8 protein-coding genes are annotated in these 14,327 nt (G+C 73.4%); 3 read left to right on the forward strand and 5 right to left on the reverse strand.

The genetic code is table 11. From position 1 onward, the window contains the following. The first annotated feature begins 60 nt into the window (after positions 1 to 60). Positions 61 to 5,403, forward strand: coding sequence for a pullulanase-type alpha-1,6-glucosidase (pulA, locus tag ABZZ38_RS08355; RefSeq protein WP_356737046.1), 5,343 nt, complete (start codon positions 61 to 63; stop codon positions 5,401 to 5,403). 68 nt (positions 5,404 to 5,471) lie between these two features. Here the strand turns inward: pulA and ABZZ38_RS08360 are convergent, their stop codons facing one another. Continuing rightward, complete coding sequence (locus ABZZ38_RS08360) at positions 5,472 to 6,185, reverse strand: TetR/AcrR family transcriptional regulator (RefSeq protein ID WP_356737048.1); 714 nt, start codon at positions 6,183 to 6,185, stop codon at positions 5,472 to 5,474. Between the two features lie 62 nt (positions 6,186 to 6,247). On the opposite strand from ABZZ38_RS08360, the gene ABZZ38_RS08365 reads away from it, so the two are divergent. Next, positions 6,248 to 6,535 (forward strand): hypothetical protein, encoded by a 288-nt coding sequence (locus ABZZ38_RS08365; protein ID WP_356737050.1) that lies wholly within the window; start codon positions 6,248 to 6,250, stop codon positions 6,533 to 6,535. A gap of 12 nt (positions 6,536 to 6,547) precedes the next feature. On the opposite strand, the gene ABZZ38_RS08370 is transcribed toward ABZZ38_RS08365, so the two are convergent. From ABZZ38_RS08370 to ABZZ38_RS08385, 4 genes are all read right to left on the reverse strand, one after another. Then, the gene (locus ABZZ38_RS08370; RefSeq protein ID WP_356737052.1) at positions 6,548 to 7,603 is read right to left on the reverse strand and encodes a PDR/VanB family oxidoreductase; all 1,056 of its coding nucleotides are present in this window, start codon (positions 7,601 to 7,603) and stop codon (positions 6,548 to 6,550) included. 3 nt (positions 7,604 to 7,606) lie between these two features. Then, the gene (locus ABZZ38_RS08375) at positions 7,607 to 8,491 is read right to left on the reverse strand and encodes a metal-dependent hydrolase (protein ID WP_356737055.1); all 885 of its coding nucleotides are present in this window, start codon (positions 8,489 to 8,491) and stop codon (positions 7,607 to 7,609) included. 88 nt (positions 8,492 to 8,579) lie between these two features. Then, positions 8,580 to 10,535, reverse strand: coding sequence for a hypothetical protein (locus ABZZ38_RS08380; RefSeq protein ID WP_356737280.1), 1,956 nt, complete (start codon positions 10,533 to 10,535; stop codon positions 8,580 to 8,582). Between the two features lie 21 nt (positions 10,536 to 10,556). Continuing rightward, positions 10,557 to 13,652 (reverse strand): alpha-N-acetylglucosaminidase, encoded by a 3,096-nt coding sequence (locus ABZZ38_RS08385; RefSeq protein WP_356737282.1) that lies wholly within the window; start codon positions 13,650 to 13,652, stop codon positions 10,557 to 10,559. A gap of 195 nt (positions 13,653 to 13,847) precedes the next feature. Here ABZZ38_RS08385 and ABZZ38_RS08390 point away from each other — a divergent pair, with 195 nt between their 5' ends. Next, entirely contained in the window at positions 13,848 to 14,303 is a 456-nt protein-coding gene (locus tag ABZZ38_RS08390) for a hypothetical protein (RefSeq protein WP_356737283.1), read from the forward strand. The last annotated feature ends 24 nt before the right edge of the window (positions 14,304 to 14,327 follow it).

Below are 14,327 nucleotides of genomic sequence, written 5' to 3' on the forward strand. Positions count from 1 at the left end.
GCGCTCCCTCCCCGGGGCGCGGGGCCTCTTCTCCGTCACCCTCCCCGAGGAGATCCCGCCTTGATACGCCCCCGATCCGCGCGCAGAACCGTCGCCGCCCTCGCGGCGGTGACGGTCGCGGCGCTCGTCCCCGCCCTCCCGGCGGCGGCCACGCCACGGCCCCCCGCACCGCCCTCGGACGCGAGGCTGGCCGCCGAGCCCGCCCGCCACGACCTGACCCGCGAGCAGTTCTACTTCGTCCTGCCCGACCGGTTCGCCAACGGTGACCGGAGGAACGACCGCGGCGGTCTGACCGGCTCCCGGCTCAGCACGGGCCACGACCCCACCGACAAGGGCTTCTACCAGGGCGGCGACCTCAAGGGGCTGACCGACAGGCTCGACTACATCAAGGGCCTGGGCACCACCGCCATCTGGATGGCGCCGATCTTCAAGAACCAGCCCGTGCAGGGCGAGGGCAAGGACAGCTCGGCCGGCTACCACGGCTACTGGATCACCGACTTCACCCAGGTCGACCCCCACTTCGGCACCAACGACGACCTCGAAAGACTCATCGACAAGGCCCACGCCAAAGGGATGAAGGTCTTCTTCGACGTCATCACCAACCACACCGCCGACGTCGTCGACTACAAGGAGAAGTCCTACGGCTACCTCTCCAAGGGCGCCTTCCCGTACCTGACCGAGGACGGCGTGCCGTTCGACGACGGCGACTACGCCGACGGCACCAAACCCTTCCCGAGGACCGACCTCGACTCCTTCCCGCGCACACCGGTCGTGCCCGACGCCAAGAAGGACCTCAAGGTCCCCTCCTGGCTCAACGACCCCGCGATGTACCACAACCGGGGCGACTCGGCCTTCGCCGGTGAATCCTCCACCCAGGGCGACTTCGCGGGGCTGGACGACCTGTGGACCGAGCGCCCCGAGGTCGTCGAGGGCATGGAGAGGATCTACCAGCGCTGGGTGCGCGACTTCGGCATCGACGGCTTCCGCATCGACACGGTCAAGCACGTCAACACCGAGTTCTGGACGCAGTGGGCCACCGCCCTCGACGCGTACGCCGCCAAGCGCGGCCGGGACGACTTCTTCATGTTCGGCGAGGTCTACTCCGCCGACACCGCGATCACCTCGCAGTACGTGCGCGAGGGCCGGCTCGACGCCACGCTCGACTTCCCCTTCCAGGACGCCGCGCGCGGATACGCCTCCCAGGGCGGCCCGGCCACCAAGCTGGCCAAGGTCTTCGCGGACGACTACCGGTACACGACCGACAAGGCCAACGCCTACGAGTCGGTGTCCTTCCTCGGCAACCACGACATGGGCCGCTTCGGCACCTTCCTCAAGCAGGACAACGCCAAGGCCGGCGACGCCGAGCTCCTGGACCGCTACCGGCTCGCCAACGAGCTGATGTTCCTCGGCCGCGGCAACCCGGTGATCTACTACGGCGACGAGCAGGGCTTCACCGGCGCCGGCGGCGACAAGGACGCCCGCCAGACCCTCTTCGCCTCCCGGACCGCCGACTACCTCGACGACGACCAGCTCGGCACCGACCGTACGCACGCGTCCGACGCGTACGACACCCGTCACCCGCTCTACCGGCGGATCGCCGCACTGGCCAAGCTCCGCAAGGCCCACCCGGCGCTCGCCGACGGCATCCAGACCGAGCGGTACGCCGACGGCGGCGCGGGCGTCTACGCCTTCTCCCGCACGGACGCGAGGACGAGGACCGAGTACCTGGTCGCCGCCAACAACGCCACCTCCCCGAAGACGGTGGAGCTCCCCGTCGGTTCCCCGGACACGGACTTCTCCACCCTGTACGGCGGCAGGGGCACGCTGACGAGCGACGGCGACCGGCTCACCGTCACCGTCCCGGCCCTGTCCACCGTGGTCCTCAAGGCCGCCGAGCCCGTCCCCGCCCCGGCCACCGCCCCGTCCGTGGAGGTGAAGGCCCCGGCCCCCGGAGCGACCGGCACCGTCACCGTCTCCGCCGACGTCGACGGCGGCCGGCTCAACCGGGTCGTCTTCGCCGCCCAGCAGGGCACCGGGAAGTGGCAGGTCCTCGGCTCCGCCGACCACGCCCCCTACCAGGTCCACCACACGATCACCGCCCCCGCCGGAACGGCCCTGCGCTACAAGGCCGTCGTCGTCGACAGCGCGGGCCGCACCGCGAGCGACCTCGCCACCACCACCGCCGGGCAGCCGGTGAAGCCGGGCAGGCCCAGCGCCGTCGACCGTGACTACGCCGTCGTCCACTACCAGCGGCCCGACGGCGACTACGACGGCTGGCGGCTGAAGACGGGGACCACCACCGCCGCCTTCACCGGCCGTGACGCGTACGGCGCCTTCGCCTGGGTCAAGGTCGAGGACGGTGCGACCTCCGTCCCGTACACCGTCGAGAACTCAGGCACCGCCGACGGCCCGCAGCGCACCCTCGACCTCTCCGCCACCGGCGAGGTCTGGATCGAGCAGGGCGACGGCGGCCAGCGGAACAAGGCACCCGACGGCGCCTACCCGCCGCAGGACCAGGGCAAGGCCGTCATCCACTACCACCGCCCCGACGGCGACTACGACGGCTGGGGCCTGCACACCTGGACCGGCGCCGCCACCCCCACCGACTGGTCCAAGCCCCTCCAGCCGGCGAGGAAGGACGCCTTCGGCCTCACCTTCGAGGTGCCGCTCGCCGCCGGGGCCACCTCGCTCAGCTACATCGTCCACAAGGGCGACGAGAAGGACATCCCCGCCGACCGGTCCCTGGACTTCGGGACGTACGGCAAGGAGGTCTGGCTCCTCACCGGGGACACCGGTTACCTGCTGCCCACCTCGGGCGCCGCGCCCGCCCTCGACCTCACCAAGGCCGAGGCCCAGTGGATCGACGCCGACACCGTCGTCTGGAAGGTCAAGGCCGCACCCGGCACCAGCCAGCAGCTCGTGTACGACTGGGACGGCGGGATCACCGCCACGAACGGCGCCCTGTCCGGTGAGGGCCGCTGGCTGCGTCTGAGCCCCGCATCCCTCACCGACGCGCAGAAGGCGAGGTACCCGCACCTCAAGGACTACCCGGCCTTCACCCTCGACCCGCGCGACCGCGACCGCGTACGCGACGCCCTGCGCGGCCGGCTCATCGCCACCCACCGCGCCGCCACCGGTGCCCTGCTCGCCGCCACCGGCGTCCAGATCCCGGGCGTCCTCGACGACCTGTACGGCACGAAGGCACGGCAGAAGGCGCTCGGCCCGGTCTTCCGCAAGGGCACGCCCACCCTGTCCGTGTGGGCACCCACCGCCCGGAACGTCGCCCTCGAACTCGACGGCCGGCGCGTGGCGATGAAGCGCGACGCGGCCACCGGCGTCTGGTCGGTCACCGGCGACAAGAGCTGGCGGAACAAGCCGTACCGGTACGAGGTGAAGGTCTGGGCGCCCAGCGTCCAGAAGGTCGTCACCAACAAGGTCACCGACCCGTACTCCACGGCCCTCACCACCGACTCGGCCCGCAGCCTGGTCACCGACCTCGCCGACCCCAAGCTGGCCCCCAAGGGCTGGACGACGCTCAGGAAGCCGGCCGCCACCCCGCTGCGGGACGCCCGGATCCAGGAGCTGCACGTCCGCGACTTCTCCATCGCGGACCGCACGTCGAACCACCCGGGCGGCTACCTCGCCTTCACCGACACCACGTCGGACGGCATGAAGCACCTCAAGAAGCTGGCCGCCAACGGCACCTCGTACGTGCACCTGCTGCCCGTCTTCGACATCGGCACCATCCCCGAGAAGACGTCCGGCCAGGCCACCCCCGACTGCGACCTGAAGGCGTACGCCCCCGACTCCGACGAGCAGCAGGCGTGCGTGTCCAAGGCCGCCGCCAAGGACGCGTTCAACTGGGGCTACGACCCGCTGCACTACACCGTCCCCGAAGGTTCCTACGCCTCCGACCCGGACGGCACGCGCCGCACGGTCGAGTTCCGGCAGATGGTCCAGGGCCTGAACGGGGCCGGGCTGCGCACGGTCATGGACGTGGTCTACAACCACACCGTCGCGAGCGGCCAGTCCGACAAGTCCGTCCTCGACCGGATCGTGCCCGGCTACTACCAGCGGCTGCTGGCCGACGGCACCGTCGCCACCTCCACCTGCTGCGCCAACACCGCGCCCGAGAACACGATGATGGGCAAGCTGGTCGTCGACTCGGTCGTCACCTGGGCGAAGGAGTACAAGGTCGACGGCTTCCGCTTCGACCTCATGGGCCACCACCCCAAGGCCAACATCCTGGAGGTCCGCAGGGCCCTCGACGCCCTGACCCCCGAAAAGGACGGCGTGGACGGCAAGAAGATCATCCTGTACGGGGAGGGCTGGAACTTCGGCGAGATCGCCGACGACGCCCGCTTCGTCCAGGCCACCCAGAAGAACATGGCCGGCACCGGCATCGCGACCTTCTCCGACCGGGCGCGTGACGCCGTACGCGGCGGCGGCCCCTTCGACGCCGACCCCGGTGTCCAGGGCTTCGCCTCCGGCCTGTTCACCGACCCCAACACCTCGAAGGCCAACGGCACCCCGGCCGAGCAGAAGGCCCGCCTCCTGCACTACCAGGACCTGATCAAGGTCGGCCTGACCGGCAACCTCGCCTCCTACTCCTTCACCGACACGTCGGGACGGCGGGTCAAGGGCTCCGACGTCGACTACAACGGCGCCCCCGCCGGCTACGCCGCCGCCCCCGGCGACGTCCTCGCCTACGCGGACGCCCACGACAACGAAACCCTGTACGACGCGCTCGCCTTCAAGCTCCCTGCGGACACCTCCCCCGGTGACCGGGCCAGGATGCAGGTCCTCGCCATGGCGACCGCCGCGCTCTCACAGGGCCCGGCGCTCTCCCAGGCCGGCACGGACCTGCTCCGCTCCAAGTCGCTGGACCGCAACTCCTACGACAGCGGCGACTGGTTCAACGTCCTCAACTGGGACTGCCGGGCCGGCAACGGCTTCGGGCGAGGATTGCCCCCGGCCGCCGACAACAAGGACAAGTGGCCCTACGGCAAGCCCCTGCTGTCGTCCCCGTCGCTGACGGTCGGCTGCCCGCAGATCACCGGCGCCTCGGCCGCCTACCAGGACCTGCTCAGGATCCGTACGACGGAGAAGGCCTTCAGCCTGTCCACGGCGGACGCGGTCCAGTCGGCGCTCTCCTTCCCGCTCTCCGGCACGGACGAGACCCCGGGCGTGATCACCATGCGCCTGGGCGACCTGGTCGTGGTCTTCAACGCCACGCCCCAGAAGCGGACTCAGACCGTGTCCTCGCTGGGCGGCGAGGGCTACGCCCTCCACCCCGTCCAGGCGCGGGGCACCGACGCCACGGTCAAGACGGCTTCCTACGACGCCGCTTCGGGCACCTTCACGGTCCCGGCCCGCACGGTGGCGGTCTTCACCCAGCGGTGATCCCGGCACCCCGGTCCGGGCCGGTCATCCGGCCCGGACCGAACGGCGCCATCCGGCGCCGGCCGCCGTCACGGCACGCGCTGAGCGGGCACCCTCGGCAGCAGCGACGCGAGTCGGCCCATGAGGTCGCCCAGCGGCCCGTCGGCCGGCTCGCCCGCCACGATGCCCAGCAGGATCGCCGCCACCTCGTCGTCGTACGCGGCGCTCACCGCGGCCAGCGCCGTGAAGTCGTGCACCAGCTGCAACTCCAGCTCGGCTCGCGGGATACGGCGCCCCTCCAGCCACAGCAGCGCCGTCGACTCGGCCAGCGACACCCACGACCGCACGACCAGCTCCAGGCGGGCGGGCGGGTCGGTCACACCGAGATGGGCGAGGATCTGCACGTACGCGGCCTGCCGCACCTCGTCGATCATCGCGTTGGTGGTGGAGGACCCAACCGCCGGGCCGCCGCGCATCAGCGCCGCGAACCCCGGCCCGTGCTCCTCCACGAAGTCGAAGAACCGCCCCATCACGCGCAGCAGCCGCGCCCCCAGCGGCCCCTCGTGCGGCTCCTGGAACCTTGCCGCCAGCTCGTCCGCCGCCCGCCGCAGCGCCGCCTCGTACAGGCTCTGCTTGCCGGGGAAGTAGTGGTACACGAGCGGCCGGGAGATGCCCGCGGCGACGGCGATCTCGTCGATCGACACGTCCTCGGGAGAGCGGCGGCTGAACAGCTCCAGCGCCACGCCGATCAGCTGCCGTCTGCGCTCCTCGACACCCATCCTGCGGCGCACCCCGGTCGTCATGGCGACAGCGTAACCGTCCCTTCGAACAGTGCCCGCTACACCTTCCGTTACGCTGCCGCAGCATGAGCCTCTCCGACCGGGAAACCCCTCGCACCGGACTCACCCCGCGCCAGGCCCGCCGCCTGCGGATCGCCGCCGCATCGGTCCTCCTGGTGGCCATGGCCGTGGTCCTGGTGCTGCGGCTGGCCAGCCGCACCTCCGTCCTGGTGGTCGGCGTGTACGGACTGGCCATGATCCTGTGCGGCGTGGTCATCGAACTCAGCAGGCACGGCCGCACCCGGCTCGGCACCTGGATCCTCGGCGTGGGCCTGGCCGCCGCCCTCGCCGCCGACTGGATCCTGCTGCCGTGACCGCCGCCGCCGTCAGAGGTCGAGCACGAGGCGTTCGCCGCGGCAGCGCGAGACGCAGATGAGCATCGAGTCATGCCGCTCGCCGTCCGTCAGCAGCGCGTCCCGGTGGTCGACCTCGCCCTCCAGCACCCGCTGTTGACAGGTGCCGCAGAAGCCCTGCTCACAGGAGTACGACACATGCGGCACCTCCGCCCGCACGGCGGCGAGCACCGACTGCCCGGCCGCCACCGCGACCGTCCGCCCGGAGCGGCGCAGTTCGACCTCGAAGGCACCGCCCGGGGCACTCGGGGCCGACGCCGCCGGCGCGAACCGCTCCAGACGCGGCACCCGCCCCTCCGGGAGAGCCGCGCCCACCGCGTCCATCAGCCCGTCCGGACCGCAGCAGTACACCTCGGTCTCCGCAGGAAGGCCCGACAGGAAGGTGAGATCCGGCAGCCCCGCCTCGTCCTCGGCCACGACCGTGACGTCCCCCAGCCTCTCCACCTCCTCCAGGAACGGCATCGTCGCCCGGCTGCGCCCGCAGTACAGCAGCCGCCAGTGGGCCCCGGCCGCCCGCACGGCGCGCACCATCGGCAGGACGGGCGTGATCCCGATGCCGCCCGCGACGAAGACGTAGGCGGGCGAGTCGACGAGCGGGAAGCGGTTGCGCGGCCCGCGGATCTCGACCTCGGTGCCCTCGTGCAGCTGCTCGTGCACCTCCCGCGAGCCGCCCCGCCCGTCCTCGATGAGCCGGGTGGCGATGGTGTACGTGTCGGTCTCGGCCGGATCGCCGCACAGCGAGTACTGCCGTACCAGCCCCGACGGCAGGACCAGGTCCAGATGGGCGCCCGGCTCCCAGGACGGCAGGCCGGTGCCCTCCAGCCGCAGCCGGACGACGCCGTCGGCGGGCGAGGTGCGTTCGGTGACCAGGACGTGGCGGCGGGCGGTGGCCGAGCGGCCCCGGCCCGAGACCGGCTCCTCCAGGGCGGGCAGCGGCCACAGCGGCGACGCCCGGACGCGGCGGCGCATGGCCCGCCTGACGAGCAGGGCGGCCCCGGCGGCGAGGACGGCGGTACGCGCGCGTGGCATGGGTCAGTGACCTCCGTCGGTGGCCGGGGACGAGGCGAGGTAGGCGGCGGCCTGGGCCGTACTGCCCTCCTGGGAGGGGTGGTAGGCGCGGCTCAGGTAGCGGGGTATGGACCGCAGCATGTCCGGGGTCGACGGCAGGACGCCCTCCCGGCCGCGCCGGACGAAGTCCTGGAACGTGGCCTTCCCGTCCAGCGGCGAGGGGTCGTGCGCCATGAAGAACCGCACCCCGCGCTGCCAGAGGAAGACCAGCGCGGAGAACGCCGTCGCCCACGTCCGCACCCGCCGCCGGTACCCGCCGTCGACGTGCAGGAACAGCTCGAAGGCAACCGAGCGGTGCTCGACCTCCTCCGCGCCGTGCCAGCGCAGCAGGTCCAGCATCATCGGGTCGGCGCCGCGCCGGTCCAGCTCCTCGGCGTTCAGCACCCAGTTGCCCAGGAACGCGGTGTAGTGCTCGATCGCGGCGATCAGCGCGACCCGCTCCATGAGCCACCACTGCCGCGCCTTGCCGGGCGGCAGCGTCCTGTCACCGAGCAGCTTCTCGAAGAGCCAGTCGACCTGCGCGGTGTACGGCGTCGGGTCGAGCCCCAGCCTCTTGAGGTGCGGCAGTACGTCGTCATGGGCCTGGGAGTGCATGGCCTCCTGGCCGATGAACCCGATGACGTCCTCGCGCAGCCGGTCGTCACCGATGTACGGCAGGACCTGCCGGTAGACGTGGATGAACCAGCGCTCCCCGGCCGGGAGCAGCAGGTGCAGCACGTTGATGGTGTGGGTGGTGAACGGGTCGCCGGGAACCCAGTGGAGCGGGGTCTCCTCCCAGTCGAAGGAGACCTTGCGGGCCTTCAGCTCGATCCGCTCCGACGGTAGCGCCGCCGGCTGCGTATTAGACATGGCGTCAATGTACTGATGAGTACGCCGTGGCGACAGGGTCGTGCAGCCGGTTGTTCAGGCGGGCGTCGGCCGGGTGGTCACGCGCGCGTCAGCGCAGTACCCCGATCTTCGTACCGTCCTCCAGCCGCCCGCCGAGCCTGACCTCACCGGTCGGCTTGTCCTCCACCTTCACGGCGAGCAGCCGCCCGTCCGCGCTGTCGGTCACGGCGCCCGAGACGGCGATCGAGGCCACCCGCGGGCTGCCGGCGGCGAGCATGTACCACTGGCCGTCCGGCGACTTCCACATCGCGCCCGCCAGGACGTGCGGCTCGCGCGTCCCGCACCCCGGTGCGTCATCGGCCTTCGCCACGACCGTGCCCGCCGTCACCACACCCTCCTTCGGCTCCGGCGCCTGGAGCTGGGCCAGCGCCCTGCTGCCCGTACCGCGCCAGGTCTCCGCGCGCGTGCACAGCCAGCGGGCCGTGCCGCCGTCCGCCGCTCCGCCCGTCCCGGGCAGCTCCTGCTCGGCGAACCGCCAGGAGTTCACCGACCGGACGCCGCGCGAGCGCGCCATCGGCAGCAGGCAGGCCGTCCGCGCCCACTCGGCACGCGCCGCCCGGTCCGTCACGTCCACCGGCGCCGACGGCGGGCCGGAGGTCAGCCGGGCGGGGGTGAGCTCACCGAGGTCGGTCAGCAGCCGGGTCGTCACGCCGTCGCGCACCTCCAGCACGTCCCAGCTCCGGCACTGGGTGGGGGCCAGGGGGCTGAGCACCGGATGGGTGACCCCGTGCGCGTCCCGCTCCAGGGGCCGCGCCGGCGACGACGGGTCGAGCAGGTCCCGTACCGACACGTCCCGCACCCAGGGAGCCGTCAGATAGCGGACGTTGGCGGCCGTACGGCCCACCACCAGGGCGGCCGCGGACGCCGTGTCCGCACCGTCCGTACGGACGAAGTCGATCGCCGCCCCGGCCGTGCCGTCCTTCGGCTCCGCGTACCGCACGGCGCGCAGCCCGTCGTGGAACAGCACCACCCGCGCCTGATCCACCTCCCCGGCGAACAGCAGCTGCGGCGGCCCCATGGGCGGCCCCGGCGGCGTCCCGGGCGCTGCCGACACCTGCACCGTACGACCCGGGCGCGCCCACACGGCCAGCGCCCGCCGCAGCAGCGCCGAGTCGTCGACGAGCCCGCCCCGCGCGGGCCACACCGAGAAGTCCGTGCGGGCCGACCGCTGCCACATGGCCGGGGCGACGCGCCGCACATGGCCCGGGTCGAGCGCCGCCTCCGCCACCGGGTTGCGGGCGTACGCCGGGGCCGCGGCGCCGTCGGGCCCCCAGCCCTCCCCGGGCAGGCCCAGCAGCGCCCCGCACACCACCGCGGCGGCCAGCGCCGCCAGGGCGGCCTTGGTGTGCTGGCGCCGCCGCATCAGGTCGGTGGGGCGCGCCTGCAGCGAACACGGGTCGAACTCGGGCGACTCCAGCAGCGCGTGCGCCATCTCCACGGTGTCCGCCTCGGCCAGCGCCGCCGCCGGGTCCTCCACCCCGGCGGCGCCCAGAACCCGCCGCACCTCCGCGTCGCCCTGCCGCTCCAGGCCCCGCAGCACATAGGCCGCGCGGCCCGGCCCGGACAGCGTCGACAGCCGCTGGTCCAGCGCCAGTTCGTCGGCGCCGCCCGAGCGGGGGAACAGCCGCAGCCCCCACACGTGGGGCAGCAGCGGCGGCAGCTGCGCCCGCTTCGGCAGCGACCCGCGCTTCAGCGGGAGGCCCGCGTCCACCGCCTGGCGCAGCACCTGTCCGCGCACGAACGCGTACCCCGGGTCGACCGCGTCCCCGGCCGCCCGCCGCTGCCCCGGCATCGCGGCGTCGACGCCCGTGCTGCGGCGCCGGGGCAGGGAGCGCTGCACGAGCGCGTGCGCGGTCAGCACGCGCCGGTTGCGGCCGAGGGAGGGCGGCAGCACCAGATAGGCGATGCGGACGAGCCGGGGGTAGTGCTCGACGAGCGCCGCCTCGGCCTGTTCGACGTCGACGGGGGCGGGGGTGGCGAGTTCCTGGGTGCTCACGTTCAGCAGAACGAGCGCATCGTGGGATGGTCACCTGCCGGCGGCACCCCAGCCGGTCACCCCGCTGAACACCACCGTCCCGCGCGCCCCGCCGCCGTTCGCGGCCGTCATGAACAGGCCCGCGTCCCGCCCGGCCGCCGCGCCCGGCACCCGCACCGTGGCGACCGTACGCCACGTCGTGCCGGCGTCCGTCGAGCAGGCGCCGGTGAAGGCGTCCCCCGCGCGGGACAGGCGCAGCGCCACGGGGGCGCGGACGCCGGTGATCCGCCGGTGGGTGTCGAGGGCGCCGTCGCCGTCCGCGTCGTACGTCAGGGCCACGCCGTTGCCCGGGGTGACCGCCAGGTTGAGGAAACCGGGCGCCCCGGGGGTGGCCAGGGCGTCGCGCACGACGATGCCGGCGCGCGCCCAGCCGCCCGTCGGGTCCTGCGCGTCCACGCGCACGGCCAGGGTCGCGCCGTCCGCGCAGGCACCTTCCCGGTAGAGGGTGCCGAACTCGGTGACGGCCTTCCACAGGTCCACGCCGCCGCCGTTGATGGCGTACCGGTCGTCCAGCTGCCCGAAGACGGCGCCGTTGGTGGTGTACGTGCGCCACGCCGCGTCCAGGGGCCCGGCGACGTACAGGCTGCCGGGGTGGACGGTGGTGACCGGCTGCTCGCCCCGCGGGCCGTACGTCGCGCGCAGCTCGTAGGGGAGCGGTTCGACGGGGGCGGTGAGCGGGCGGGCGGGGGCGGTGACCCGCCAGGAGGCGGTGCCCGTGCCGGCCGCCGGGACGGCGGGGAGCGCGCGGGGCGGCTGCTCGCCGCCGAGCACGGTCAGGGCGAGGGTGACGCGGCCGGTGGCGCGCAGGCCGTTGACGTTGCGAAAGGCGGCGGTGACGTGGGCGGTGGAGCCCGGGGTGAGCGCGGCCGGGTCGCTGGAGACCGTGACGGAGCCCTGGTAGGGGGCGCGGGAGAGCACCTCGTGGACTCTTCGCGCCGTGCGGTACGGATCGTGGAGGGGGCGCAGGGGGTAGGGCCCCGTCTCGTGGCTCCAGGGCTCCTCGATCGCGTACCAGTCGAAGTCGGCGGGGGCGCGGCCCTGGACGAGGGCGTCCTCCAGCTCGTCGAGGAAGGCCTGCCAGTGGGGGAGGTGGAAGTCGGCGATGAGGCCGGACCAGTCGCGGTTGGCGTAGTTGGCGAGCCGTCCGGCGTCGGCGGTGGGACGGTCCGCCCAGGTGGTGAGGAGGACGCGGGCGGTGCGCTCCAGCCCCTCGCCCTCCCGGCGGGCGTCGGCCAGCCAGGGGCCCAGGAGGAAGGCGCGGTGCGAGCCGGTCATGTCGTCGCTCAGCCGCATCAGCCGCAGCCACAGCCGGGACAGGGCGCGGAAGGTGTCCACGTCCTTGCGTGTGAACGCCGCTTTCAGCTGTCCGATCAGTTGCCAGGAGCGGTTGGCGATCACTTGGCGGCCGAGGTCGGTCAGGTCGTAGCGGTAGGCGTCGGAGCGGCGCAGCGGTTCGCGGACGGCGAGCAGCGCGGCGAACGCCCGGTCGAAGCCGGCGGAGTCGAAGGCGGGGGAGTGGGTGGCGTAGTGGGCGCCGGAGGCGGCGGAGAGGCTCGGCCGGGCGGCGAAGATCGAGTCGTGCGGGCGGCCGTCGCGGCTGGTGATCCGGTAGGCGGTGTCCCGCAGGACGGCGAAGGCCTCACGCGCGCGTGCGTCCCGGCCGCCGTAGCGCAGGTCCGCGTACTCCTCGAACCAGCGGACGCGGTCCACGGGCTCCGCGCGCCAGGCCAGCTCGGAGAACAGCTCCAGGGCGGCCGGGTCGCGTTCGGCGGCCTCCGGCATGTACGCCGTCCCGGCGAGCGCGGAGCCCGGCTTGTCGCGCCAGGCGGGGAACCGCTCGGTCCACAGGTGGGTCTTGGCGCCGAGGGTGGTGCGCCCGCCGAAGTTGGGGATGGTGCCGAAGGCGTACGGGGCGCCGCCCCAGTCCTTCTCGCGGTCGGTGACCGTCTCCAGGTCGGACAGCCCGTCCACGACGAGGAGCGTGCGCTTGTCGAGCGCGTCGAGCAGCTCGCGGCGCGGGTTGCCCTGCCAGCCGAGGATCACCCACGTCGCGCCCGGGCGGGCTTCCCGGAGGGCGGCCTCGACGGCCCGCGCCGCGTCCGCGACGGGTACGTCGCCGGGTGAGCCGCCCTCGTGGAGCAGGTCCATCTTGAAGTGGCGCACGTCGCCGAAGAGGTCGGCCTGGTGCCGGTAGAAGGCCGCCGCGACCCGCCGGAAGACCTCGGTGCGCGGATCGAGCCAGTCGGGCCGCCGCAGCCCCGCCCACACGCCCTGCGGGACCGTGCGGGCGCCCGGGTTGCGGGCGGCGAAGCCCTCCGGGACGGTGCCGAAGTAGCCGGGCAGGACCGGGGAGATGCCCAGCTCGCGCATCCGGTCGGCGATGCGGCGGCCGAGAGCGGCTCGGCGGGCGATCAGCTCCGGGCTCGGCGGACCGCCGTAGCCGCTCATGTTCTGGAGCAGCCACCAGGGCTGGTGGGAGGGCGCGGGCAGCCAGGCGCGGGCCTCGGCGTCGGAGTACCCGAAGTCCGTCAGGAGCCGGTGGTAGACCGCCTCCTGCCCGGCGGTGACGAGAACCTCGTTGCAGCCGTGCAGGGCGAGCACGTCGATCAGCCGCTCCCAGCGGGGCCAGTCGGCGTAGGGGGCGGTGTAGCCGTCGTGCGTGTCGTTGAACGCGAAGCGGTGCGGGACGGTGGCCTCGCGGGCGAGGGGCGCGCGGGGCGCGGGGAGCCGGCGCGGGAGGTCGAGCTGGGTGCCCGACCAGGAGATGTGGGCGCCGCAGCCGTATTTCAGGTACCAGTGGACCCCGGTCAGGAGGGTGGCGGGGCCGGTGCCCGCGACCTCGACGCGGCCCGTGGTGCCCGTGACGCGGAAGCGTTCCGGACCGCTTGTGAGGTGGTGGAGGCGGAACTGGTCCGCGTGAGCCGGGAGGAGCCGTCCGAGGGCGGCGCGGGTGACGCGGAGCGGGTCCGCGCGGGGCGCGTCGTCACCGGTCCCGATGGCCGAGGCGGTCCCGTTCCCGGCGAGGGCGGCGCCCGCGCCGATCGCGCCGGCGGTGCCCAGCAGCGTACGTCTCGACGGTCCGGGCAGCGGCCCCGCGCCCACCGGTGCTGCGGACTCCGGCACTTTGTCCCTCGGTACTCGGGGCATCGGCGCTCCTCCATGATGCTGACGGGCCATCAGGTCTGTGGGGTGCGCACGTTACCGGGGGTTCGGGCCCGGAACAGGGGTGCGAACCGGCACGATGGCCGGATGCGCACGGAACGACGAACTCGTACGGCACGAATGGCCGCCACCCTGGTGGCCCTGGCGCTCCCGGCCCTCGCGGGCTGCGAAGCGGGGGGCGGGACGGACGGCAAGGCCGGGGGGACGGCCGACGCGGCGCCGCCCACGGCGACGGGCACCCTGGAGCAGCTGGCCGCCAAGGCCGCCTGCGAGCCGAACGTCTCCACGGACGCCAAGGAACTCCGCCAGGCGAACTGCGAGACGGAGGACGGAAGGAAGTACGTGCTGACCACCTTCGCCACCGACCGGGGTCAGCGCGAGTGGATCAATGAGGCCAACGACTACGGCGGCACCTACCTCGTCGGCCGCAAGTGGGTCGTGTCGGGGGACGAGAAGGTGGTCACAGCGCTGCGCGGCCGGCTCGGCGGTGCGGTGGAGACCGGTTCGTCACACCACTCGGGGAGGAGTGGCGGTGGGGGCGACGAGGGGTCCCACTCGGGGCACCACGGGAGCTGACCGCGCAGGTTCTTGGGATGGGTC

Origin of the sequence: Streptomyces sp. NPDC006368 (assembly GCF_040612535.1) — a bacterium.
Classification (GTDB): Bacteria; Actinomycetota; Actinomycetes; order Streptomycetales; family Streptomycetaceae; genus Streptomyces.

What these genes read in the sequence shown, in the direction of transcription:
- ABZZ38_RS08370 (WP_356737052.1), bottom strand. Translation starts at nt 7,603, where the DNA reads ATGCCACGCGCGCGTACCGCCGTCCTCGCCGCCGGGGCCGCCCTGCTC.
- ABZZ38_RS08360 (WP_356737048.1), bottom strand. Translation starts at nt 6,185, where the DNA reads ATGACGACCGGGGTGCGCCGCAGGATGGGTGTCGAGGAGCGCAGACGG.
- ABZZ38_RS08375 (WP_356737055.1), bottom strand. Translation starts at nt 8,491, where the DNA reads ATGTCTAATACGCAGCCGGCGGCGCTACCGTCGGAGCGGATCGAGCTG.
- ABZZ38_RS08365 (WP_356737050.1), top strand. Translation starts at nt 6,248, where the DNA reads ATGAGCCTCTCCGACCGGGAAACCCCTCGCACCGGACTCACCCCGCGC.
- ABZZ38_RS08390 (WP_356737283.1), top strand. Translation starts at nt 13,848, where the DNA reads ATGGCCGCCACCCTGGTGGCCCTGGCGCTCCCGGCCCTCGCGGGCTGC.